The sequence below is a fragment of the Pseudomonas sp. FP1740 genome (genome assembly GCF_030687165.1).
In the GTDB taxonomy this organism is placed as follows: domain Bacteria; phylum Pseudomonadota; class Gammaproteobacteria; order Pseudomonadales; family Pseudomonadaceae; genus Aquipseudomonas.
Map to the genome: position 1 here is coordinate 2,530,141 of NZ_CP117461.1, position 22,977 is coordinate 2,553,117.

At 57.2% G+C, this 22,977-nt stretch carries 21 protein-coding genes; 18 read left to right on the forward strand and 3 right to left on the reverse strand.

From position 1 onward, the window contains the following. The first annotated feature begins 8 nt into the window (after nucleotides 1–8). From PSH69_RS11480 to PSH69_RS11530, 12 genes are all read left to right on the forward strand, one after another. Nucleotides 9–8,189 (forward strand): DUF637 domain-containing protein, encoded by an 8,181-nt coding sequence (locus PSH69_RS11480; protein ID WP_305412061.1) that lies wholly within the window; start codon nucleotides 9–11, stop codon nucleotides 8,187–8,189. A 2-nt stretch (nucleotides 8,190–8,191) separates the two neighbouring features. Beyond that, entirely contained in the window at nucleotides 8,192–8,566 is a 375-nt protein-coding gene (locus PSH69_RS11485) for an SMI1/KNR4 family protein (RefSeq protein ID WP_305412062.1), read from the forward strand. 1 nt (nucleotide 8,567) lies between these two features. Then, nucleotides 8,568–8,741 (forward strand): hypothetical protein, encoded by a 174-nt coding sequence (locus PSH69_RS11490; RefSeq protein ID WP_172901200.1) that lies wholly within the window; start codon nucleotides 8,568–8,570, stop codon nucleotides 8,739–8,741. Between the two features lie 126 nt (nucleotides 8,742–8,867). After that, a complete protein-coding gene (locus tag PSH69_RS11495) occupies nucleotides 8,868–9,359 on the forward strand; it encodes an SMI1/KNR4 family protein (RefSeq protein ID WP_305412063.1) in 492 nt (163 codons plus the stop codon). Continuing rightward, entirely contained in the window at nucleotides 9,343–9,654 is a 312-nt protein-coding gene (locus PSH69_RS11500) for a colicin (RefSeq protein WP_305412064.1), read from the forward strand. Before PSH69_RS11495 ends, PSH69_RS11500 begins: the two co-directional genes overlap by 17 nt. Nucleotides 9,655–9,935: 281 nt before the next feature. Next, nucleotides 9,936–10,397 carry an SMI1/KNR4 family protein gene (locus PSH69_RS11505; protein ID WP_305412066.1) on the forward strand — a complete coding sequence of 154 codons (462 nt, stop codon included), beginning with the start codon at nucleotides 9,936–9,938 and terminating at the stop codon, nucleotides 10,395–10,397. A gap of 156 nt (nucleotides 10,398–10,553) precedes the next feature. Further along, complete coding sequence (locus tag PSH69_RS30245) at nucleotides 10,554–10,670, forward strand: HNH endonuclease (RefSeq protein WP_370695257.1); 117 nt, start codon at nucleotides 10,554–10,556, stop codon at nucleotides 10,668–10,670. Nucleotides 10,671–10,672: 2 nt separating this feature from the next. Beyond that, nucleotides 10,673–11,044: a hypothetical protein gene (locus PSH69_RS11510; protein WP_305412067.1), complete on the forward strand. Its 372-nt coding sequence runs from the start codon at nucleotides 10,673–10,675 to the stop codon at nucleotides 11,042–11,044. A gap of 622 nt (nucleotides 11,045–11,666) precedes the next feature. After that, entirely contained in the window at nucleotides 11,667–12,200 is a 534-nt protein-coding gene (locus tag PSH69_RS11515) for a hypothetical protein (protein WP_305412068.1), read from the forward strand. 940 nt (nucleotides 12,201–13,140) lie between these two features. Further along, on the forward strand, nucleotides 13,141–13,278 hold the full coding sequence (locus tag PSH69_RS11520; RefSeq protein ID WP_305412069.1) for a hypothetical protein: 138 nt from the start codon (nucleotides 13,141–13,143) through the stop codon (nucleotides 13,276–13,278). Further along, nucleotides 13,278–13,751 carry a competence protein ComJ gene (gene comJ / locus PSH69_RS11525; RefSeq protein WP_305412071.1) on the forward strand — a complete coding sequence of 158 codons (474 nt, stop codon included), beginning with the start codon at nucleotides 13,278–13,280 and terminating at the stop codon, nucleotides 13,749–13,751. Before PSH69_RS11520 ends, comJ begins: the two co-directional genes overlap by 1 nt. A 611-nt stretch (nucleotides 13,752–14,362) precedes the next feature. Then, entirely contained in the window at nucleotides 14,363–14,722 is a 360-nt protein-coding gene (locus PSH69_RS11530) for a DUF6124 family protein (protein WP_305412072.1), read from the forward strand. Between the two features lie 271 nt (nucleotides 14,723–14,993). On the opposite strand, the gene ppnN is transcribed toward PSH69_RS11530, so the two are convergent. After that, nucleotides 14,994–16,367 (reverse strand): nucleotide 5'-monophosphate nucleosidase PpnN, encoded by a 1,374-nt coding sequence (gene ppnN, locus PSH69_RS11535; RefSeq protein ID WP_096480647.1) that lies wholly within the window; start codon nucleotides 16,365–16,367, stop codon nucleotides 14,994–14,996. Between the two features lie 228 nt (nucleotides 16,368–16,595). Between ppnN and PSH69_RS11540 the strand changes: the two genes are divergently transcribed. Both PSH69_RS11540 and PSH69_RS11545 read left to right on the forward strand, forming a co-directional pair. Continuing rightward, on the forward strand, nucleotides 16,596–17,123 hold the full coding sequence (locus tag PSH69_RS11540) for a DUF3087 domain-containing protein (RefSeq protein ID WP_305412074.1): 528 nt from the start codon (nucleotides 16,596–16,598) through the stop codon (nucleotides 17,121–17,123). Nucleotides 17,124–17,273: 150 nt separating this feature from the next. After that, nucleotides 17,274–18,851: a sensor domain-containing diguanylate cyclase gene (locus PSH69_RS11545; RefSeq protein ID WP_305412075.1), complete on the forward strand. Its 1,578-nt coding sequence runs from the start codon at nucleotides 17,274–17,276 to the stop codon at nucleotides 18,849–18,851. Nucleotides 18,852–18,853: 2 nt separating this feature from the next. Here the strand turns inward: PSH69_RS11545 and PSH69_RS11550 are convergent, their stop codons facing one another. Then, nucleotides 18,854–19,249, reverse strand: a complete 396-nt coding sequence (locus PSH69_RS11550; protein ID WP_305412076.1) for a DUF2784 domain-containing protein — start codon at nucleotides 19,247–19,249, stop codon at nucleotides 18,854–18,856. Nucleotides 19,250–19,309: 60 nt separating this feature from the next. Further along, complete coding sequence (gene dapA / locus PSH69_RS11555; RefSeq protein ID WP_305412078.1) at nucleotides 19,310–20,185, reverse strand: 4-hydroxy-tetrahydrodipicolinate synthase; 876 nt, start codon at nucleotides 20,183–20,185, stop codon at nucleotides 19,310–19,312. Nucleotides 20,186–20,564: 379 nt separating this feature from the next. Here dapA and PSH69_RS11560 point away from each other — a divergent pair, with 379 nt between their 5' ends. The 4 genes from PSH69_RS11560 to PSH69_RS11575 all read left to right on the forward strand — a co-directional run bounded on the left by PSH69_RS11560 (nucleotide 20,565) and on the right by PSH69_RS11575 (nucleotide 22,913). Next, nucleotides 20,565–21,263 (forward strand): AzlC family ABC transporter permease, encoded by a 699-nt coding sequence (locus tag PSH69_RS11560; RefSeq protein WP_305412080.1) that lies wholly within the window; start codon nucleotides 20,565–20,567, stop codon nucleotides 21,261–21,263. After that, nucleotides 21,263–21,574 (forward strand): AzlD domain-containing protein, encoded by a 312-nt coding sequence (locus PSH69_RS11565; protein WP_162830927.1) that lies wholly within the window; start codon nucleotides 21,263–21,265, stop codon nucleotides 21,572–21,574. The genes PSH69_RS11560 and PSH69_RS11565 overlap by 1 nt, the downstream gene beginning before the upstream one ends. A 61-nt stretch (nucleotides 21,575–21,635) precedes the next feature. After that, the gene (locus PSH69_RS11570) at nucleotides 21,636–21,794 is read left to right on the forward strand and encodes a hypothetical protein (protein WP_305412081.1); all 159 of its coding nucleotides are present in this window, start codon (nucleotides 21,636–21,638) and stop codon (nucleotides 21,792–21,794) included. Nucleotides 21,795–22,013: 219 nt separating this feature from the next. Continuing rightward, nucleotides 22,014–22,913 (forward strand): polysaccharide deacetylase family protein, encoded by a 900-nt coding sequence (locus tag PSH69_RS11575; protein ID WP_305412083.1) that lies wholly within the window; start codon nucleotides 22,014–22,016, stop codon nucleotides 22,911–22,913. Nucleotides 22,914–22,977: the final 64 nt, after the last annotated feature.

The window sequence follows — 22,977 nt, forward strand, 5'->3', positions numbered from 1 at the left end:
TTTTGAATATGGACGTTCACCAGTTTGCCTTTCTGTCCCGCCAGCCTTCGACTGCCGTGGCCCCTCGCACGCACTTCCTGGGCATGCCCAAACGCTGGCTGGCATTGCTGCTGGCGAACGTCATGTTCTGGCAGCCGATCTGGGCCCAGGCCGAGGGCATTGCCGTCAGCGGCGGTACTCAGACCAGCCTGGGGCAGGCCGGCAACGGTGTACCGGTGATCAACATTGCCGCGCCCAACGGCGCCGGGCTTTCGCACAACCAGTTCAAGGATTACAACGTCGGTCAACAGGGCGTGATCCTCAACAACGCGACAAACGCGGTGCAAAACACCCAGTTGGGCGGCCACATCCTGGGCAACAGCCAGCTCGGTGGACGGGCAGCCGGCACCATCCTCAACGAAGTCAACGGCGGTAGCCCCAGCCAGCTCAACGGTTACACCGAAGTGGCAGGCCAGTCGGCGCGGGTCATCATCGCCAACCCATACGGCGTGAGCTGTAACGGTTGCGGCTTCATCAACACGCCGCGCGTGACCCTCAGCACCGGCAAGCCTGTACTCGACGGCAGCGGCAAGCTTGATCACTTCGAGGTGGATGGCGGCAGCATCACCATCGATGGCATGGGGCTTGATGCGGCCAACATTGATCAATTCGACCTGATTACCCGTTCGGCGAAGATCAACGCAGACATCCATGCCCGGCAATTGAATGTCATCACCGGTGCCAACAACGTCAACGCCGACAGCCTGGCCACCACGCCTCGCGCGGCCCGTGATGCCGATAAGCCTCAACTGGCAATCGATGCGGCGGCGCTGGGCGGGATGTATGCCAATACCATCAAACTGGTGGGCACCGAACAGGGTGTCGGGGTCAAGCTGGCGGGCAACATGGCTGCCAGTGCCGGCGATATTCAAATCGATGCCGGTGGCCATCTGAGCATGGCGCAGACATCGGCCCAAGGTGCCTTGCGGGTCAACGCGCAAAGTGTCGAGATGACCGGCAAGGCTTACGCCGGCAGTGTCGATGTGCGCACGCCCGGCGAGCTGGTCAACCGGCAGAGCCTGGCTGCACGCAACCGCATCGACATCAATGCCGACAAACTCAGTAACTCCGGCGTGATCGCCGCGGGCATTGAAGCCGATAACAGCCGCAACACCACGGGTGACCTGAGCATCACCAGCCCCTCGGTGACCAACAGCGGCAGCCTCGAAGCCAGTCGCTCGTTGAGTATCCATGCAAGCAAAGACCTGACCAATCAAGGCGTGGTGCAGGGCGCGGCGGTCGATCTGACCAGCGCCCGGGTGACCAACCAGGGCACCGCCGCGCGAATCGTCGGTGACCGCTCGCTGGTGCTCAATGCGCCGGCCATCGTCAACCTGGCCGGGGTGATCGGTTTTGGCGCGGGGCAGGCGGCGTCCTTGCAACTCGACAGCCTGGACAACCGCGAAGGCTTGATCCAGGTGCTGGGCGGAAGCCTGACAATCACCGCTCGCCAGCTGGATAACCGTAATGGGCAAATCGACGCTGGCGGCCTCATTGTCGATACCGCCACGCTGGATAATCGCTCTGGCCTGCTGTCTGCCAGCGCCGGCAATGCGCAGGTGAACATCCGCGGCAGGTTCGACAACACTTCGGGCACTCTTCAGGCGCAAAACAAACTGTCAGTCACGGGCCAGGAGGTCATCAACCAGGGCGGCAGGCTACTGGCGGTCAAAGGTGACCTCGATCTGAAAGCTTCGAGCCTCAATAACCAGCTCGGCAGCGTGCTGGGGTCCAAGGTCAGCATTCGCGCGCCGGGTGGCCAGGTTGACAACCGCGGCGGGAAAATCGTCGGCGAGCGCATTGATCTGAACGCCTCGGGGCTCGACAACCGCAACGCAGGGCTGCTGGCGGCAGGCGCCCAGGGCATGAGCCTGATTTTCGATCCGGCGGCCATCAAGGCGCAGCTGCTCAATAACAAAGGGCGCATTCAGAGCGACGGCGGCCTTTTGCTGCAAGGTGGCTGGCTGGACAACAGCGCCGGCACGGTGCTCGGTAAAACCATCGAGGTCGATGCTCAACGCCTGGTCAACAACGGCGGCATCATCCTCGCCGACGCGGGGCTTGCCAGCCTGAAGCTCGGCAAGGGCAGCATCGACAACCTTGGCGGTGCGATCCAGGGCAACACCGTCGAGGTGACCGCCGGCAATCTCGATAACCGCCGCGACGGCACCAAGGCCGGCATGATCGCCAGCCTGAAGGGCGAACTGAAGCTGACCGTCGATTCGCTGATCAACCAGGGTGGCCTGATCGAATCCAATAGCTGGCTGACACTTCAGGGCGATACGCTGGATAACAGCGCTTCGGGGCGGATCCGTGCGCTGGGCAACAAGGCCAGTACACTTCGCGTCTCGCCAGACGACATCAGCACCGTCGACTTCAACGGCGCCGTCAATAACCGCAACGGCACCATCGAGGTGGGCAACACATCGTTCAGTTTTGAATCCCGCTCGCTGGATAACCGAGGCGGGACCCTCGAACACGCCAACTCCGGGTTATTTACCCTGCACCTCGATAGCCTGACCGGGGCCGGTGGCGGGATCACCGGCCTGGGCAGTGGCGACTGGAACTTTGGCGCGGTGGATGGGCTGGGTCGTGCACAGCTCGACGAGGCGCTGACGTACACCAGCGATTCGCTGACGCTGCGGTCCGGCGATCGCCTGGCCAGCAGCACCGCTCTGGTGCTCAACCTTGAAAGCCTGAACAACGGCGGCGAGTTGCTCAGCGACGGCGACCTCACGCTGAACCTTACGGGCGATCTGTTCAACAGCGGTCGGTTATCCGCACAAAAGAAACTCGGCATCACCGCCCATGACATCAGCCAGGACGGCGGACGCATGGGCGCGGGCACCGACATACGCCTCAACCTGAGCGGTACGCTGGATAACCTCGGTTACCTGACTGCACGCCAGAACCTGCGCATCGACGCGGCGCAAATCGACAACCGCGGCACACTGGGTGCCCAAGGCAAGGTCAACCTCACCGCCACCGGCGGCATCACCAACGGTGCCGATGCATTGCTGTTCAGCGGTGGTGACATGACCCTGCGCGCCAGTAGCCTGCTCAACCGGTATGGCGACCTCTACAGCGTCGGCAACCTGAGCTTCGCCGGTATCGGTGACAGTCAGGCGCAAAGCTTGCGCAACCTCTCCGGGACGATTGAAAGCGAAGGCAACATCAGCCTTTATGCCGCCTCGCTGGAAAACGCCAAGGCCGAATTCGAACTGAGCCAGGAGCGGGTGAGCGGCACCTTGAGCTGGGTGTGCGGCCAACACTGCGGCGGTCATGACTCCTTCAAACGCGGCCAGATCACCATCGGCCAAACGTTCATCGAGCGCGCCACCAAGGACTCTGCTTCGGCGCGTCTGGTTGCCGGCAAAGACCTCAACATCCAGGCCTCAAGCGTGCAGAACCGCTACAGCCTGCTGGCCGCCAACAACAACCTGACCATCATTGCCGATGACCTGCTCAATCAGGGCGCGTCCACCCGCACCGGGCAGAACACCATCAAGATCGGTACGCCGGGGCGCATTTCCACCGGCTACTGGGACCAGATGGAGTACGTCGACATCCCGGCCTTCAACGCGGCCGTGGCCGCCGGCAACTACGATGATGCCCGCTTCGAGTTGCTGAAATCTCGCTCCAGTGACAGCCGCTTCCAGGAGCAAAGCAACGTCACCGTCTGGACCGACAATCTTCAGCCGACCTACGCCGCGACGATTCAGGCCGGCGGCACCGTCAACCTGAACGTCACGCGCACCGTGCAAAACGGAACGCTGCACCAGAACACGCTTGAACAACTGACCGGCACGCTGGGCGATGACCAGACCGGTGTCGGGGTCGGCGGGATCGATATCAACCTCAACCCGCAGGTGAGCGATGCCGGTGCTGTGACCAGCAAGCGTATCGCGACGGACAGCAGCGTACAGAGCGTCTTTAAACCGGTGGATTACAGCGGCATCCCGTTCATCTCCGTGGACCCTACGTCCGGGCCCACCTTCCAGCTGCCCAACGGCGAGTACGGGATGTTCATCAAGAACCCCGATCCGACCAGTCACTACATGATCGAAACCAACCCGAACCTCACGAACCTGTCGCGGTTCTTTGGTTCGGACTACCTGCTCAAGCAGTTGAACGTCAACGCCGACGGCAATTGGCGCCGACTCGGTGATGGCCTGTACGAGCAGCGCCTGATTCGCGACGCGGTGCTGGCGCAGACTGGCCAGCGTTTTCTCGCCAGCGGCTTGACCAGCGATTATGAGCAATACCGTTACTTGATGGACAACGCCCTCGCCAGCAAGGACGCGCTGCGTCTAAGCCTTGGCGTCTCGTTGACGGGTGAGCAAGTCAGCGCGCTGACCCATGACATCGTCTGGATGGAAAATCGCATCGTCGACGGGCAAAAAGTCCTCGTGCCAGTGCTGTACCTGGCCCAGACCTCCACCCGCAACGTACGTGGCAGCAGCCTGGTCCAGGGCCGTGACCTGAACCTGTTCACCGGCGGCGATCTGATCAACGTCGGCACACTGCGCGCCAGCAACAACCTCAACATCCAAAGCGCCGGCAGCGTCTATCAGGGCGGGCTGGTCGAGGCCGGCAACGACCTGCAAATGCTGGCGCAAGACAGCATTCGCAACGCCATGGCCGGCGAGATCCGCGCCAGCCAGGTCAGCCTTGTTGCGCTCAGGGGCGACATCATCAACGACCGCACCGCGATCCGGGTTCGCGACGGCTCTGGCATGCGCACCCTGACCGACGCGGGCAGCCGCATCAGCGCCCGGGAAAACCTCGCCGTTGCGGCCGGTCGCGACCTGACCAACCACGGCGCATTAAACAGTGGCGGCAACGCGACCCTGACGGCGGGTCGGGACATCAACCTGGCGGCCAAAACCGACGCCAGCGAGAAGCATGAATTCAGCGACGGCGGCCACAAGTCGAGCATCACCACCGACGTGAAGAACCTCGCCGCGACCGTTACTGTCGGTGGCAACCTGACCGTGGATGCGGGCCGCGACGTCAATGTTATTGCCAGCCAAGTCAAGGCCGGGAACAACCTGAACATCAAGGCCGGTCAAGACTTCAACGTGACCTCTGCTGACGACATTCACAACGTCGAGAGCAAAACCAAGGACGGCAAAAAACGCATCACCGAAGAAAACGACCGCACCACCCAGGTCGCCAGCATCCTGAGCGCGGGCAATAACTTCAACGCCCAGGCGGCTCGCGACACCAACCTCATCGCCAGCAAGATCATCGCCGGCAACGAAGCGTATCTGTACAGCGGCAACAAGCTGAACCTGCTGGCGGCGCAGAACAGCACGCACACGCTGTATGACATGAAGGAGAAGGGGAACTGGGGGGCGAAGAAGGCTCAGCGCGATGAGGTGACGCAGATCACCCATGTGGGTACCGAAATCAACACCGGCGGCAATCTCACCCTCGCCAGTGCCGGTGATCAGCGCTACCAGGTTGCCAGGCTCAACAGCGGTAAAGACCTTATCCTTGAAAGCGGCGGCGCCATCACGTTTGAGGGGGTCAAGGACTACCACGACGAGAGCCACACCAAGAGCAAGAGCGACCTGGCCTGGACCAGCTCCAAGGGCAAGGGCAATACCGATGAAACGTTGCGTCAGAGCACGCTGGTTGCCCAGGGCGCCCTGGCTGTTCGGGCGGTCGATGGGCTGAAAGTCGACATCAAACAGATCAATCAAAACACCGTCAGCCAGACCATCGATGCGATGGTCAAGGCTGACCCGCAACTCGCCTGGATCAAGGAAGCGGAAAAACGCGGCGATGTGGACTGGCGCCAAGTGAAGGAGGTGCATGACTCCTTCAAGTACAGCCACTCCAGCCTGGGTCAGGGCGCGATGCTGGCGATCATCATCGTCGTGACGATCCTCACCGCAGGTGCGGCCAGTGGCCTGGCGGGCGCGGCGGCCGGGGCTCAGGCTGGCACTGCCTCTGCGATGGCGGCGGCGACGACTGCGGAGGCCGTGGCTGCCGGGGCGACCTATGTTGGGGCAGGCTGGGGTAACGTCATTGCGACGGCGGCGATGACGTCCATGGCCAGTACGGGTGCTGTCAGTGTAATCAACAACAAGGGCAATCTGGGCGCGGCTGTTAAAGATACGTTCAGCAGCGACAGCCTGAAAAATGCTGCCATTTCCGGGATGGTCGCAGGGTTTACCACCGGCGTGATCGACCCGGAATTGGGCGGGACAACCAAGCCTTACAACAGCATCACCAAGGGTTTCGACTTATCCACCCTTGAGGGCATAGGTGGTTTCGCCGTGCATGCCGGCGCACAAGGCGTTACCTCGGGCGTGGTCAAAACCGCGGTCAACGGTGGCAGCCTGGGCGACAACCTGCTCGATGAACTTGTGACCCAGGCCGGGACCGTTGCCGCGGCGGTGGGGTTCAGCCAGGTCGGCAGCTTCGCCCAAAAAGAGTACCTCAAAGCTGCGGCCAATAAAGACTCGGTCGGCATGGCACTGTGGGCCGAGGGTGGCGCCGGACGAACCGCGCTGCACGCCATGATGGGTGGCGCGATGTCCTCAGCCACGGGCGGCGACTTCGCGACCGGTGCGGTGGCCGCCGGTGCCAGCCAGGCCATGGCTGGCGCCTTGAATGATGTCTTCAGCAAGCAGCCGGAATATCGCGAGGCCGCCGCACAAATCGTCGGCCTGACCGCCGCCGGTCTTGCTGGTAAAGACGTTGAGAAAGCGGCCTGGGTTTCGCTGATGGCCGATCAGTACAACCGCCAACTTCATCCAGACGAAATTCCGCTTCTGAAGAAACAGGCTGACAGTCTGGCGAAGGAAGCCGGACTCAGCCCTGCAGAAGCGGAAAGACGCCTAGCCAAAGCGCTGGTTTATTACACCGACAAAGATTGGAACGGCGTGCTGAGTGGCCAAGGTGCCGCGCCCGATGCCCTGACGGTGAAGCATTTGGGCATCGCGCTGGCACCGCTGGGCGCCACGTACGCACCCGCAGCGGCGACGGATATTCCGGCAACAGGTCCCGAGAAAACCTACACCCCCACCGAAACCGCCGCGTTAATCGCCAACTACAGCAGCACCCATGCGGCGCAGTACGCGGACAACTCCATCAACGTCGTCAACCTGCAGGGCTTCTACGCGGGTGATCTCAGTGGTGAATACGCCAACTTCTACCGCAAGAACCTGGCTGTCAGCCCGGGCCTGACAGATTGGGGCACGGTAACCGGCAGCGCCCAAGGCACGGGAAAGGCATTATCCGAGGCGGCGGGCTCGGCGTGGGCCTTGCTGAGCAACCCGGTGCAAGGCAGCGAACAAATCGCCAATGGCCTGGTCGGGCTGACCAAACATCCGCTGGACTCGTTGATGAGCAGCGTCGAGGCGAGCCAAACCAAAGCGGCATTGGCGAGCCTGTACGACATGCAAGGCAACACCACCGCCAGCGCCGCGATCCGGGCGCAAAGCGATGTTGAATTTGCGTTGAACTTCCTTCCGGTGAACCGGGTTAAGACGCTGGCCAAATTGGGGGCGGAGAGTGCGGTCGTTAAAGCCGCTGACAATGTTGTACTTCCAGCGGGTTATCGTGAGGGCAGTTCAGCAGGAGCGGCATTTAACGAGACGGGGGCGTTGCCGGATGGCTATCGTCGGGTCGTTAATACCAGGACCGGTAATACTGAAGTCGCCGGCTCTGATGGTGTCTTTTATTACGAAACCGCCGAGGGTGGACTGAGGCCGAAGGCTGGGGGTAATCTGGCAGAGTTGGTGGCGGCTGAGGCGAAGATTGCGGAGGCAAAAGGAACGGATAACCTTGCCACAGAAAGCGTCGCGCCTCGATTGACTGTAGATCTTCCCCCGAGCAGTTTCTCGATTTCAGATTGGGCAGGCTACCCCGTAGGCGTACCGAAGCCGCAAGGGCCATTCAGATTACTGGAGGGAGCGGAATATAATGCTGCCAGAAATGCCGCTAACAAAGCCAACAGCAACATCCGCCGAGAACAAGGGCTTGTCGGTCAGCCAGTGGATGTGCATGAAACCAATCCAGTGAAATTTGGTGGCAGTCCGACCGACCCCACCAACAAAATTATTCTGCCTCGCGATGTTCATCGACAGCAGGTAACCCCTTGGTGGAACAAATTGCTGAAAGACCTAGGAAGATAGCGATGAAATATAGTTTGACAGAGGGACAGCTCAATGGTCCTGCGGAATCCGAAACTCTTGATGGTCTGTCGGCACTTCCTAAGAGTTATATCGAATTTCTCAAGGAGCATAATGGTGGTGAGGGCTTCATAGGCGACAACTACATTATTTTTTGGAGAGCTGAGGAGCTGGTCGACTTCAATCGAGAATATGAGGTCGAAACATATGCCCCAGGCATCTTCTTGTTCGCTTCGAGCGGAGGCGGAGAAGGATATGGCTTCGATACTGATGATGCAGCTATGCCGATAGTGCGCATCCCGTTTATAGGTATGGATCGGCAGTATATTGACACGGTAGCCCGCGACCTCCCGGGTTTATTTGCTTGGTTGGCAGACTGAAATGAATAAGCAAGAGCGCCCCAAGGGCATGGAGTTGTTCGAGATTACACCGGTCATTCTGGGGGGCGATCCAACCTGTCCTGAGAACAAAACCTGGTTGACGAGGCAGCAGCATTTTGAAGCGGTGCGCTACTGGAATCGGGTCATCAACAATATGCGTAAAGAACAGCGTTAAGGTTCAAAAGGTGTTTTTCCAGTTAATTGCAGAGGGAAAGATTGGCGGAACAATATTTACTGGTTTTAATCAGGCCGCTCGTCCGGCTAATGGGTGTCCCCTTTGTTATGAGTAAGGGGAAATAACATGTTCTCAGGTGTAAGTTTTGATTCGTATTATGGTCATGGGGATTCTGCGGAAATACGGGCTTTTGAGGCGCTGACGGGTAAGGTTTTACCTGCCGATTACAAAGAAATTGTTTTAGAGTTCAATGGCGCGTTTGTTGTGAATAAACCCGCCTTCAAGTTTTATAATCGACTCCTGGGGCAAGAGGTTACATGCAGTCCAGGTATGTTTTTACCTTTTGGCAAGATTGACGGGTCATTCGAAACCATGGAGATAAAATATCAATATCCGCCAGAGGATTTTGTACAGGATTTGATTATTTTCTCAGTTTTAGGAAATGGGGATGCGCTGTGTTTTGACTATCGTAAAAATTTACTATCCGATAGTCCTCCCGTCGTAAGAAGGAATAGGGGGCAGACCACGATTTTTTTGATCGTAAGCAAAAGCGTGGTCTGTCCCCTAATGCTACAAACCCCGCTACGGTTGGAGCTGAGCCATGAAAGCTTTACCTGATTGGTTGGTTTTGTGTGTTTGGCGCGCTCTGATTGGTGAGATATATCCTGCAATAAGAGCGATCGCTCTTTCTCTAGCGGATGATCGGACGTTGCTTATTTGCTACTACCTTGCCAGGCAACCTACAGACTTTGACTGGGAAAGCTTAGAGGTTGTTGCTACAAATATTTCAGCCTCAATTGGTCAAGAAAAAATTCTTCGCATAGATTTGGAATGCAAGTTTGAGTCGGATTCGATTGGAAGGCTTGAGTGCTTGGGAGGTTTTGTCTACTGTCGTCGAGAGTATGATTTGTAGGTGCAAAAGGTATTCAGAAGGTTCCTGGCTTTGGAGAGGTAGATGACTTCTTTGCATCACAGTCGACTAACCTCAACAAAAAGCTGGGAGCAAAAATTGGTGAGGGTCGCCTACCCTACGAAACAGGAGGGAAAGGGGACGGATTTATTTGTTTGCTTCGGGCGTAGTGGTCAGAAAATAAATCTGTCTCCTTTGTTTCATTCTGGTATTGATAGGGCAGCTTTTGATAAGTGGAAGGTGCAGTACTGGCAGCAACGATCTGCAGATTTTAGGAGTTGGGAATGAGCCAAACTACGGCGCATCAAATTGAGGATTTAGTATCACTGCATCCTGATATCGTGTGCTTTGGTAGTGAGGTCGATCACGTGGGTGACGACTGGATTAAGAAGGCGGAGCAGAGGCTAGGGCTAGAACTGCCAGGGTCGTACAAGTGGTTTTTAAAGACGTATGCGGGTGGGGAAATTGGTACTGAAGAAATTTACAGTATCTATGGCGTGGACTTTGAGAGTGTCAATGGGGGAGATATTGTCTATCAACATATTGTGGGCATAAAAAATAATCTAGTAGATGAAAAAAAGCTTGTGATTAGCGAAACTGACATGGGGGAAGTCTTTTTCTTTGACTATTCAAGGTTTAAAGATGGTGAGTGCCCCGTGAGTCTTCGGCTTCCGTCTGGCGAAAATGTTAATTACGCTTCAGATTTTTATGAATTTTTATATAAACGAATTTCTGCTCATATTTGATAGATATCCTCATCCTACACCGGCCCCGTGCCGGTGTTGTTTTATCTGCTTCTGTGCCTGAGCGATCAGGACATCCAGAGGGAATAGGGGACAGACCACGATTTTTTTTGATGGTAAGCAAAAGCGTGGTCTATCCCCTAATGCTTCCCTAGGAAAATTGAAGGTTACACTTGGCATCACCATCAGGATAACGGCCGAATGCAATTAATTCCTGAGATGATACATAAAAAGACGGGGCATGTCGGTGGCGAAGCTATGGGCGGAGGAATGTAATTATGTTGGATTTCGAGCGCTATAACGACGAGTTAATGGGGTTCGTGCTCGCCTGCCTATTTTGTGAGGCTATCAGCAAAGCTGAGTTTCAAATCTGGTGTGCTCAGAGTACCACCTTAGAAAACGCGCCATATTTTTTGTATGATCTCATGGAGTTTGATGGTGAGATTTTTAAAATCTACCAAATCATCGGAAGCGTACCTTATTGGGAACATAGTGATGATGAGGAGTATGCACTGTATGGCATAGCTGTTCGTCGCGGGATGAAGCCTTACGATATGCCTTTGTCGGTAGATGAGACGCTGGAGAAGTTAGATGCAGCCCCTACTGTAGAGCAAGAGTTTCGTCAGGCTTTTGGTTTTATTGAGTTGTAGTTTTCGGGAAAGGGGACAGACGGGAAAGGGGAGGCGAGAAAGGGGACGGATTTATTTGTTTGCTTCGGGCGTAGTGGTCAGAAAATAAATCTGTCCCCTTTGTTTCTACTTTGTTTCTACTTTGTTTCTATGATGAGAAGACAGCGAACGACCTGCTTTTGACGGAGCAAGCGGGTGGGGTAAAACCTCCCTATTGGGGAACACAACGCCCTGCTTGGAAAGAGGGGACAATCGTGACGGATAAGGTAATAGATCAACCACGCACTATGACGATGACCATAAACCAACAGCAGTATGAAAGGATGAAAGCAGAGGTCGATTCTGGTAGAAGCCCGTCCCCCGCTCTCGGGGGGTGGGCCACGGACACTCCGATAAACTCTGTAGCGGACGTCCGAAATAAGCTTGCAGTTTCTGAGGAGTTTAAAAGAGGTTCATTATTTCAAATTGAGTTTACGGTTAAACCGGGTGTGGGCATTCGAGAGGGGACCGTGGGCGATATGTGGGATGCAACCAATGGGGTTCGCTTGCCTGGAGGCGGGCACCAGGTGAATTTTATGGATAAGTCACCCCGAGCTAACCCGGAACTGTATGAAGTTAATATGAGCTCGGTGAGGTCGTTACAGTGACGCAGTTAATTAGTGAGGTTAGAACAAGGTGGAAGCTCGATGATGGGGTGGTCTTTGAGGAGTTTGTTCGTTGGGACGGAGCATGTACCAGCTTCGATGAACAAAAAAATAATATGCTATATAAGCAAAAGCACGTGGTGATAAGTTTTGAGCGGCTTTTGGTTTTGGATAGTGGCTTTGAAATTAGCATCCCAGTGCATGAGACACCTTATCTTCTTTCTGATAGAACTGGGGTTTTAGTGGTTTTTGAACAAGAGCCTTCAAAATTCAATTGCCCCGAAGCTCCCTGGTTTTTTGATTTTCCTAATAACGCTGCGATCTATAATGCTGACGGCTCATTACGTTTTCAACTGCACAATCCCGAGGGTGAAGGCAGTTATATAGGGGCCGTCCACTACGCTGCAATGCCCAATCATCCTGACGCGCTAGGGGTCTTGGTAGGTACGGTAGGGCATGATCCAGAATGGCTTTATTTAGTTGATTGTAATAGTCCGGAGATAATAAGTACGGGAAAGTGGATTCGCTATTAGTTATGGTCTGATTTATGTGAGTAAAAAGAGATTGTATTGGGGGAAGGGGGCGGCCCATCCGCCGCAAAACCCAAAGTGAGACCGATAAACAGGCGATGTTTAATCGACATCTCCAGATACTCACTCAGGCTACACATTCTTGCGCCGTGGCCTACCACTGCGCCAGAATCCGCCGGCTTGTGCGCCTTAAGGCCGCGGGAAATGGGACGGATTTATGTGCGCCAGGCAAAGCTTGGTCGCCTGGGATTGACGGCGCAAGCCGTCATGAAATGGCGTAAGAAACCCAGCGGGTACTAACCCCGCCCGGCAAGGGCCAGCCATCCACCGGAAGCGAGTCTTGCGTGGTGTTCGGGTAACCGGCGCTGCGAAGCGTAGACAGCGAATGTATAGGCCGTGTGATAGAGCCTCGAAATGTCCGCAGCGTGGAAGCCGACGCCTTATAAATAGCGGAAGGCAACATGGAAATACCGCAATGGCTTGGTATTGAAATTCCACCGGGGTCAGAGAGCAGGGCATGTACGCATGAGGGTTTCCCAGGAACCTGGGAGACCCGTTGTTTTCCTCCATGAGATGACCGGTAAGGAAAGGACCGGGCCCCAACCTTCCAGGCCTGCGGCATCGGTGTCGGCCAGCTGCAGGAGCGAATAACCGACAGTGTGGAGGTAGGGTTTCGCGACGAGAAAGGAGCGTTACCCCAAGAGGCAACGGGAGTCGGAACGCTGCGTAGTACCGTTGAAGCCGGGGAACAGACCCGACTGGACCCGGTGGAGGAAAGGCGGCGTCGGTAACAGGAGTCGCAGGAGGGAAACATGACAGGTGCTCAGGAACCTGATGACGTGTACACGAAACACCTGCGAATAGCACAGGCACGAACAGAAAGGAATCTATCGGTGGTCTTCCGAAGGTCCCAGGGAAACAGCTGGATGAGTATCCACCAGCAATGTTTAAGGAAGGTGGGGCGGGAGCGAGTGTTAGACCTATAAGTCCGAAGGATAATATGGGGGCTGGTGCATGCATAGGGAATGCATGTCGCGGGTTGTCTGATGGAGAGAAAGTCAGGATTAAGGTGGTGGACTGATGGCTAAGTTTGAAGTGAATGTATATTTATCGTACTCACAATTTTGCGTATTCCTAAGCTCGCTTGATCAGCCGTATAACGATTGGAGCGATCGAAGCTATACGCAAGGATTTTCTTGGAGAGTAGGTAGTGCTTCTTTTAGAGCGTTGGTTGATGAGGGTGATCATAAGATTGATCTCTTTATTAATGAGGAAGTGCCAAAGCTGAGTGCAGATGTGGTGCGGGCTTTCAAAGTGCCATTCACGGTAAATAATCGCAATATTGAAGTCGGTAGTATCTCGGATGTTTTGTCTTTGGAGTTGGTCGACGGAGATTACGCTCTTCAGGTTGAGTTCGTTAGTCCTCATGCAAATGGGCTATATGAGATAAAAGTTCGATTGAATAAAGGCCGTTGTGACTTTGAGATATTGAAGGCGGATGCGGAAATAAATGAGCAAGGTGGTTTTGATATTAACGCTACGCCCGCGTCATGAGACTTGATGGGACATAGGGGGTAGACCACGATTCTTTTTTGATGGGTGAGCAAAAACGTGGGAAAGGGGACGCCGGCCAGATGTTTGCTTCGGGCGTAGTGGTCAGAAAATAAATCTGTCCCCTTTGTTTTCCTTTGTTTTCTGCTCCCACAGTGATCGCTGTCGTTCACAAATCCTTTGGTCAAAGCAGACACCTGTGGGAGCGGGCTTGCCCGCGATGAGGCCGGTACAGCCATCACAAGGCTGGGTATCAGACCGCTAAACAAGCATTGTTTAAACGACACTTCCAGATACTCACTCAGGCTACACATTCTTGCGCCGCTGCCTACGACTACGCCAGAATCCGCCGGCTTGTGCGCCTTGAGGCCGGGTTCTATCGTTTCCGGGTCGCTGACCAATCAGCGATCGGATTTGACCGTCCGAACAAATCAAGGCGCGCCAGCGTCCAAGACCTTTTCAGGCATTGCCTGAAATATCGTGTCGCGGTGGCTGTGCGTGGGACACTTCGGTGTGCCGGATTCCTTGATGTCCGGTCGGTCAACCCGCGTACAGCTGCCACCTTGTTCGTTTGACCGCGAACGGCGGTAGCTTCACTCATCAAGGAGCTTCACATGTTCAAACCAACACCGAATCCACCAGAAACCGATCCAACATCCCCCTACGAATCCCTCGATTCCAAAAAACTCCACGAAGCCGCCGACCGCGCCCTCGACCACTACCTCAAACCACCCATCCCCAAAGCCACCCAGCGCAAACCCAGCACCATTTACCATGTGGGTGAGAAGGTCGATAACGAAACCCTGTTGGTTAACGCCTGCGAATCCCTGGCGTCAGCGAGCATGATGCTCAGTGAGTTCGCCGGACTGATGGACATGCCACATCGCAATGTGATGTTGGGGATTCAATCGGTGGTCATGCTTGGGGAGTTGGCGGTGAACCGGGTGCTGGATAATTTCGATCCACAAGACTAGCTAGGATCTTTGGCAAAAGGGGCTTGTTGTGGCGAGGGGGCTTGCCCCCGTTCGGCGGCGCAGCCGTCGCAAAACCGGTATATGCGGTGTATCTGAAAACATGCAGTTGCAGGTTTTGGGGGCGCTTCGCAACCCAACGGGGGCAAGCCCCCTCGCCACAATGGGTTCCTGACTGAGCCCCTTAAATGCAAGAAACCCCGCATCACGCGGGGTTTCTTGTTTCCGGTGGTTTAAACGGCAACTCACGCCCGCTTCCACAGGGTTTTGCGTATCAAGCCACTACTTGGTAACACGGCACATACGCCGCGCCGCCCGGCAGTTTCATCCGGTGCTGGGCAACGAAGGCTTTGAGCAAATGGTCCAGCGGCTGCAAGACCTCGGCATCACCGCGAATCTGGTACGGCCCGTGTTCTTCGATCAGGCGGATGCCCTTGTCCTTGACGTTGCCGGCGACGATGCCGGAGAACGCGCGGCGCAGGTTGGCGGCCAGTTCGTGGGACGGCAGGTTGCGGCTCAGTTGCAGGTTGGCCATGTTGGCGTGGGTCGGGTCGAACGGGCGCTGGAAGCCTTCGTCGATCTTCAGCAGCCAGTTGAAATGGAACGCGTCGTTGCGCTCGCGGCGGAACTGTTTGACCGCTTTGAGGCCCTGAGTCATCTGCCGCGCCACTTCAGCCGGGTCGTCGATGATGATCTCGTAGTGCTGCTGCGCTTCTTCACCGAGGGTTGCGCCGACGAAGGCGTGCAGTTGCTCCAGATACGGCGCGGCGCTTTTCGGCCCGGTAAGGACCACCGGGAACGGCAGGTCCTGGTTGTCCGGGTGCATCAGGATGCCGAGCAGGTACAAGAACTCTTCGGCCGTGCCCGCGCCACCTGGGAAAATGATGATGCCGTGGCCGACCCGCACGAACGCTTCCAGGCGTTTCTCGATGTCCGGCAGGATCACCAGTTCGTTGACGATCGGGTTCGGCGCCTCGGCGGCGATGATCCCAGGTTCAGTCAAACCGAGGTAGCGACCGCCGTGGATGCGTTGCTTGGCATGGGCGATGGTCGCGCCTTTCATCGGGCCTTTCATCACGCCAGGGCCGCAACCGGTGCAGATGTCCAGGCTGCGCAGGCCGAGTTCGTGGCCGACTTTCTTGGTGTATTTGTATTCTTCGGTGTTGATCGAGTGGCCGCCCCAGCACACCACGATTTTCGGCTCGACGCCGGGGCGCAGGGTGCGGGCGTTGCGCAGCAGGTGGAAGACGTAGTCGCTGATGCCCTGGGAGGTGCTCAGGTCGATGCTCAAGGCGTCGAGTTCGTTTTCGGTGTAGACGATGTCGCGCAGGGCGCTGAAGAGCATTTCGCGGGTGCTGGCGATCATTTCGCCATCGACGAAAGCGTCGGCGGGGGCGTTCAGCAGTTCCAGGCGTACGCCACGGTCTTGCTGGTGAATGCGGATTTCGAAGTCTTTGTAGGCTTCCAGAATGGTCTTGGCGTTATCAACGTGGGCGCCGGTATTGAGGATGGCCAGGGCGCACTGGCGGAAGAGGGTGTAGGTGATGCCGGATGATGCTTCGCTCAGTTGCTGCACTTCACGCTGGGAGAGCGTTTCCAGGCTGCCTTTAGGGCTGACCGAGGCGTTGATTACATGTCGTTGGGTCATTCAATGATCCTTAAAACGATGTCACCCGCCAGCAACGGCGCATGGCATCCGAATAGTGTGTATCCATGATGAAGATGGCACGAACTGCGCTGTATCGCCATGCTCCCGTTTGACGATGAAAAGATGAAAAGGAGCTCCAGCATAGCTAAATCCTTCGGGGAGGCGATAATGCCTCGCAGTCTTTTTGTCACAGCGCCTTTTACCATCGATGCAAGGAACCCCGTCGCGATGTTCGAAATCCAGCCAATGAATGCCGAAACCTATCGACGCCAGACGCGGCGCAGCACGGTGATCATCGCCCTGATGTTCCTGGCGCTGGCGATGGTGCTGTCGACGGCGGCGGTGACGTTGTTCGGTGAACCCGGCGGCGATAATCTGCGGTTCAACGTGGGCGGGGTGTTTGCCGCGTTGTTGCTGACGGTGGCGCTGATGCGCGGCAAGTTCTGGAGCCAGGAGTGGATGGCGCCAGCGGTCTATGGTTGGCAGCTCAAGCGCAGCCTGATGAGCGTCACCAACGTCATGCACCAGGTGACGGCGGCAGTGGAGCAGGGCGACCCTGCCGCCATGAAGCTGCTGCGCTTTTATCACTTGGGGCTGAGCCAGATGCACCAGTTGGACGGCAACTCCAGCGATCATAGTCAGCTGGCCCGCGAGATGGATCAACACAAGGCGCGGATGGAAGCGTTGGGCATCGATACCGAACAGACGCGATTGAATCCGGCCTGGTTTGAGGCGATCAAACAGACGCCGATGTAGCGATTACGATCGCTGGCAATGAGCGTTTTTGTGCAAATCACCTATCGTATCGGTAGCGGGTTGTAATGGTTTGAGCGCCGGTCACGGCTGGCTGGCGCTAAAAGGGCGAACGGGAAAATTCGCCATGTCATAAGGGATTCAGGGAGCGTCATGGGGCATCCGTCCGTCAAAGATCGTATTGAACACACTCGGTTCGCCACGCCTTGGGTGCCCGAGCCGGTTGAGACAACGCTCAAGGTTCGATACGCGGTTTCTCTGCTGATTGCGGTGTGCCTGTCTTTGATGGCCATTGTGATCGGGGAAAGCTGGAACTCGCGTCAGTACCATCTGCGTGACAGCGAAGTGGCAATGTCCAACCTGGCGCAAACCCTGGCATCGCAGGCGCAGGCATCGATCAAGCAAGCCGACACGCTGCTGTTTGCCCTGGTGGATCGCCTCGAAAACGACGGCATGCAACCGGATAAATTTCCCCGACTGCAACGTTTGCTCCAGGCTCAGCGCAGTGAGTTGGTACAGATCCATGGGCTGTTCGTTTTCGACGAAGAAGGACGCTGGCTCGCCAATGCCATTAACGTCATACCGCCCAATGCCAATAATTCCGACCGTGAATATTTCATCTACCACCGTGATCATCCCGACCGCGGTCCGCATATCGGTCCGTCGATAAAAAGTCGCTCGACCGGTGAGTGGATCATGACCGTGTCACGCCGGATCAATCACCCTGATGGCCGGTTTGCCGGCGTGGTGGTGGCTTCGATCTACCTCAAGCATTTCCTGGATTTGTACAACAGCATCGACATGGGCAATAACGGCGTGATCAACCTGATCTCCGATGACGCCACCATCGTCGTTCGGCGCCCGTTCAACGAAGCCGATATCGGCACCAGTGTCGCCAAAGGGCCGCTGTTTACCCAGCTGCTGCCCAAAGGCGATTCCGGTACGGCAACGGTCAGGTCCTTTGTCGACGGGGTGGTGCGGGTCGTGGGGTTTCGACGGGTCGAGGGGTATCCGCTTGTCGTCTTTGCCGGGCTCGACAAGGATGAAGTCCTGGCCAGTTGGCGGCAGGAATCAATATTCAGTGCGGGCATCGTCCTGTTGCTGCTGGGGTTTCTGGGGGCTCTCGGTTATCGCCTGATCCGCCTCATGAAGCAGCAGAATCATATTCAGAACAATCTGTTGGAGACTCAGGACAAACTCATTGAGGTCAACCGCAGCCTGGAGTTGTTGGCACTGGAGGATGCACTGACGGGGCTTTCCAACCGGCGTCAATTCGACCTGTTCATTCTCGCGGAAATGGGCCGCGCCAGGCGTAGCCAGGCCCATCTTGCGCTGCTGATGATCGATGTCGACCACTTCAAGAGCTTCAATGACCACTACGGTCATTTGGCGGGCGATCAGTGTCTGTGCAAAATCAGCGCCATCATCACCGATAACATCAAGCGCCCCGGCGATCTCGCGGCTCGCTTCGGTGGTGAGGAGTTTACGGTGGTGCTGCCCGGTACCGACTATGTGGGGGCGTTTCTGATAGCGGAAAAGATTCGTCGCGCCGTTCAGCAGGCCGGCATCAAACACGTTGAAGGTGTGGAGGGCGTGGTCACGGTCAGCGTGGGTGTCTGCGCCTACGACCCGGCTGCGCAAGCCCAGCCCGATGACATGGTCGGCGCCGCGGACAAGGCGCTGTATGTGGCCAAGGCCAGCGGCCGGAACATGAGCGTCATTGCCAACTGAGCTCAACCGGGCCGGTGGTTACTGCCTGAACGGGTCGGATGCTTCCATTGCCGGAACAGCCGCGTATAGATCAGCACGTTGAGCGCCAACACCACGCTGCCCAGTGCCAGTTGAATCGTGGGCGTCAGCCCGGCCGGATAAATGATCGGCCACACGTAATGTTCGATAAAACCGCCGCCGTAACCGGTTTGCCCGGCCGCGTGGCGCATGCGGTTTTCCCATTCGGTGAGTGGGCATGCCAGGTGGAAGACTTCCACGATCACACCCCATGCAGCGGCGGGCAGGTGCCACCAGATCAGGTGGCGCCATTTTAGCACCAGCAGCCCGCCGAACAGCACGAACAGAATGAACAGCAAGTGAGACAGCACCAGCCCGTCGGCGGCGATTCGGTAAAACATGTCGATTCCCTGACGCGTTATGTGAATCGCTCCATGGTACTCGGGCTGGACGCTTGTGCTCTATCGATTGCCGCCTTCAAGCGCTGCCAGTACTTCTTTCAAACGCACCGTCGTGCTTTCACTGCTGCGTTGCATCGGCGCTCGCAGCTCGTCGCGGATCAATCCTTCAAGGGCCAGGGCAGTTTTCACCGGGGCGGGATTGGGCTCGATGAACAGGCTGTGGATCAGCGGCAGCAACTGGAAGAAGGTCGTTCGGCCGGCCGCTAAGCGGTTGTCGCGAATCTGTTGATACAGCGTCACGAACAGTTCGGGATGAATATGGGCCGAGGCGGCAATCGCGCCTTTGGCACCCAGGCATAGCGCGCCGAAGATCTGATTATCTTCGCCGCACAGCACGTCAACGTTACCGCTGGAGAGCAATGCGAAGGTGTTGGCTGGGTTGCCGCCGCAGTCCTTGATCGCGACGATCCGCTCATGGGCGACGATCCGGAGCAGGGTCGCCTGCTCGAAGGCTATGCCGGTGCGATAGGGGATGTCGTAGAGAATAATCGGGGCGCTGGACGCATCGGCGACGGTCTTGAAAAAGGCTTCGAGGCCGGCCTGGGAAGGGCGGATGTAGTACGGCGGCGGAACCAGCAGGCCCGCCAGGGGACGTTTCAGGATTTCGCTTTGAAATTGCAGCAACTCGGTGAGGTTGTTGCCAGCCAGGCCCATGACCACGCGTTCTGGTGGAACCTGTTCCAGCACCGCATCGAGCACCGCCAGTTGCTCGTGTTTGCCCAGCGCCGCGGCTTCCCCGGTGGTGCCGCAGACCACTATGCCATCGACGCCTTTTTCCAGCAGACGACTGACCAGCCGCCGCAATCCGGCGAAGTCGATCGCACCATTGTGAAACGGCGTAACGATGGGAACCCAGATACCTTGAAACGACGACATGCACTTTCTCCTGAAGGTTGACCGATTTCGTCACCGTCAGAAGCGTAGAAGGAAGTCAGCAAGAGGAGGGGTGTCCGTCGCGCTCAATGTCCTGTCAGCTCATCTGACGGGACAGCGCGCCCCGGTCACATGAGCGACTGTTTCTTCGATTTAGGGGCGTGCGCAACGCAACCTTGCGCCTTGGCAATCAAGCCAATGACGACAGTGTTGAGGTTGAAGGTTGCGGACATGGTTGCTTACACCCTGAATGAGGCGCCCAGTTTTAAAAGCCGACGGGGTATTTGTCAATCGTGAAGTCGTTGCAAGTGCGCAAGATTGTTCAAGCCATCGGCCATGACTGCTGGCACAGTCTGAAGTCTTTTCCTGGTTGTAGAGCGTTATGTCCAACTCATTCATGCCGCGCACTGCATTCCTTCGTGGCGCAGCGGCCATCATGCCGTTGTCCCTGGCGACCGCGCCCTGGGGATTGCTGGCCGGTTCCATGGCCATCGAGGCCAACCTCACGCCCCTGCAAGGCCAGGGGCTGTCGAGCATCGTGTTTGCCGGCGCGGCGCAATTGGTCGCCATCGGCATGCTCAAGGGCGGCGCCGGGGTCTTTTCGATTCTGTTGACCACGTTGCTGCTGACCTCCCAGCATTTGCTGTACGGGATGAGCATGCGTTCGGTGATTTCGCCGTTGCCGGGCCGCTGGCGTATCGGGCTGGGTTTTTTGCTCACCGACGAGTTGTTCGCCCTGACCAGCCAGCACGACAAACAGCAGTTCAACCGCTGGTACGCCCTCGGCGTGGGCCTGACGTTTTACATCGCATGGAACCTCTTCACCCTGGCGGGCATTGTGCTGGGCAGCAGCATTCCGGGCCTCGAACACCTGGGGCTGGATTTCTCCATCGCGGCGACGTTTATCGCCTTGATCACGCCGGTGGTGCGCAACGTTCCGACGGTAGTCTGCGTGGCGGTCTCGCTGTTCTGTTCGGTGCTGTTCAGCTATTGGCAATGGGGCTCGGCGCTGGTGCTGTCGGGGTTGGCGGGCATGACGGCGGGCTTTATCTGCAACAAACTCTACATGGGGCGCACATGATGGTCTGGGCTGTGATTATCGGGATGGGCCTGCTGGTGTTCCTGAACCGCTACGTCTTTCTCGAACCTCGGCTGCCGGTGCGCTTGAGCAGCAATGCCCGGCAGTTCCTCGGTTTCGCGGTGCCGGGCATGCTCACCGCGATCTGCGGGCCGATTGTGTTCATGCCCGACAAACAGCTGAACCTGCAGTGGGACAACCCCTACCTGATCAGTTCGCTGGTGGCTGTGGGCCTGGTGCTTTACACCCGCAATACTCTGCTCAGCATGTTGTTGAGCATGGGCTTTTTCTTTTTACTGCGCTGGTGGCTCTGAATCGTCCGGCGCGAAACTGTTCTACGCTTAACGGATGATCCCTTGAGGACGGGAGGTGGACATGGCCACTGAACCAAAGCGTCCGGACCTGGATGATGAGCCCGATGAACCGACGGAGGAAGAAATCGAGCGGCAGAAGCGTTCGACGCCGGACTGGAAGCACCCCGACGACGGCAAGGAGCTGTCGGACCGCGACCAGGAATACCCGCTGAAGCCCTGATCGGTTTGCACATCCCCAAAGCCCCGCCAATTGATGGCAGGGCTTTTTAGTTTTTGTAGTTTGAAATGCAATCACCTGGGGAGCAGGCGCTGGAACCAAACACTGTGTACCCTTATCCAACCTCGGCTCGCAGCGATTGGCGGGCCGGTCGAAGGATGAATGGGCGAGGGGCTTTTGCCATTAAACGTGACGGTCGCAAGGTCTGGCCCAAGGCAAAACATGAAGCAGTTGATCAAGGTTCTATCCGTATTCGCCATCGCTGTCGGCCTGTTTGGCTGCATCGCCGCGCCCATTGAAATGACGCCGCAGACGCAACAGCGTCTGCAAGCGCAGGCGCCGATCCGCTTTCTGCTGACCTTCGACGACGGGCCCAGCGCGTCCGGTTTTTACAACCCGACCGCCACTGTACTCGACAGCCTGGCGCGCAATCCGCTGCAACCGGACATCAAAGCCGTGTTCTTCGTGCAGACACGCGCCTCGGGCGCCGGCGGCAGTGACGTGGGCCGCCAGCTCATGCGGCGCGAGCAGGCCGAAGGGCATCTGCTGGGCTTCCACACGGCCACTCCCCATCACACCAACCATCGCTCCCTGGAGCCGGAACAACTGGAACAGTCGCTGACCAACGGCAGCGCAGACATCGCCGCGATCACTGGCGCCTCGCCGATCCTGGTGCGTCCGCCGTTCTGGAATTATGACAAGCGCACTTTCGCGGCCTATCAGCAGCACGGCATGCATGTACTGCTGACCGACCTGAGCGCCAATGACGGCAAGATCTGGGGCTTCAATGCCAGCCCTCGGCGGCGGGCCAATATGCTGCGGCAGCTGTCCGAAGTGCGCGAGCGCATCGCCCTTGGCCAGTTGCCGACGGTGGACGGGGTGATTCCGGTGGTGGTGACCTTTCACGACCTCAACCGCTACACCGCCCGGCATGCTCGTGAATACCTGCAAATCCTCCTCGACAGTGCCAACGCCACCGGTCTGGCCACGGCGCAGAAACCGTTTTACGACGTCACTGCAGCGCTACAGCGGGCGGCCATGGCGCGCACCGTCAAGCAGAGTTCCGAGCCTGTTCGTTTGCCGGGGATCTGGAATTGGATATGGGATGGGGATGCTCACTGAACGACGTCGGGGGTGATTGACTGTGTAGCAGCTGTCGAGCCTGCGAGGCTGCGTTCGGCTGCGC

Excerpts from the sequence above, each read along its gene's own strand:
- ppnN (WP_096480647.1), bottom strand. The coding sequence starts at position 16,367 with ATGACCCAACGACATGTAATCAACGCCTCGGTCAGCCCTAAAGGCAGC.
- comJ (WP_305412071.1), top strand. The coding sequence starts at position 13,278 with ATGGCTAAGTTTGAAGTGAATGTATATTTATCGTACTCACAATTTTGC.
- PSH69_RS11570 (WP_305412081.1), top strand. The coding sequence starts at position 21,636 with ATGGCCACTGAACCAAAGCGTCCGGACCTGGATGATGAGCCCGATGAA.
- PSH69_RS11550 (WP_305412076.1), bottom strand. The coding sequence starts at position 19,249 with ATGTTTTACCGAATCGCCGCCGACGGGCTGGTGCTGTCTCACTTGCTG.
- PSH69_RS11545 (WP_305412075.1), top strand. The coding sequence starts at position 17,274 with ATGGGGCATCCGTCCGTCAAAGATCGTATTGAACACACTCGGTTCGCC.
- PSH69_RS11575 (WP_305412083.1), top strand. The coding sequence starts at position 22,014 with ATGAAGCAGTTGATCAAGGTTCTATCCGTATTCGCCATCGCTGTCGGC.
- PSH69_RS11480 (WP_305412061.1), top strand. The coding sequence starts at position 9 with ATGGACGTTCACCAGTTTGCCTTTCTGTCCCGCCAGCCTTCGACTGCC.
- PSH69_RS11505 (WP_305412066.1), top strand. The coding sequence starts at position 9,936 with ATGAGCCAAACTACGGCGCATCAAATTGAGGATTTAGTATCACTGCAT.
- dapA (WP_305412078.1), bottom strand. The coding sequence starts at position 20,185 with ATGTCGTCGTTTCAAGGTATCTGGGTTCCCATCGTTACGCCGTTTCAC.
- PSH69_RS11520 (WP_305412069.1), top strand. The coding sequence starts at position 13,141 with ATGTTTAAGGAAGGTGGGGCGGGAGCGAGTGTTAGACCTATAAGTCCG.
- PSH69_RS11565 (WP_162830927.1), top strand. The coding sequence starts at position 21,263 with ATGGTCTGGGCTGTGATTATCGGGATGGGCCTGCTGGTGTTCCTGAAC.
- PSH69_RS11485 (WP_305412062.1), top strand. The coding sequence starts at position 8,192 with ATGAAATATAGTTTGACAGAGGGACAGCTCAATGGTCCTGCGGAATCC.
- PSH69_RS11490 (WP_172901200.1), top strand. The coding sequence starts at position 8,568 with ATGAATAAGCAAGAGCGCCCCAAGGGCATGGAGTTGTTCGAGATTACA.
- PSH69_RS11530 (WP_305412072.1), top strand. The coding sequence starts at position 14,363 with ATGTTCAAACCAACACCGAATCCACCAGAAACCGATCCAACATCCCCC.
- PSH69_RS11540 (WP_305412074.1), top strand. The coding sequence starts at position 16,596 with ATGTTCGAAATCCAGCCAATGAATGCCGAAACCTATCGACGCCAGACG.
- PSH69_RS11500 (WP_305412064.1), top strand. The coding sequence starts at position 9,343 with ATGAAAGCTTTACCTGATTGGTTGGTTTTGTGTGTTTGGCGCGCTCTG.
- PSH69_RS11510 (WP_305412067.1), top strand. The coding sequence starts at position 10,673 with ATGTTGGATTTCGAGCGCTATAACGACGAGTTAATGGGGTTCGTGCTC.
- PSH69_RS11560 (WP_305412080.1), top strand. The coding sequence starts at position 20,565 with ATGTCCAACTCATTCATGCCGCGCACTGCATTCCTTCGTGGCGCAGCG.
- PSH69_RS11495 (WP_305412063.1), top strand. The coding sequence starts at position 8,868 with ATGTTCTCAGGTGTAAGTTTTGATTCGTATTATGGTCATGGGGATTCT.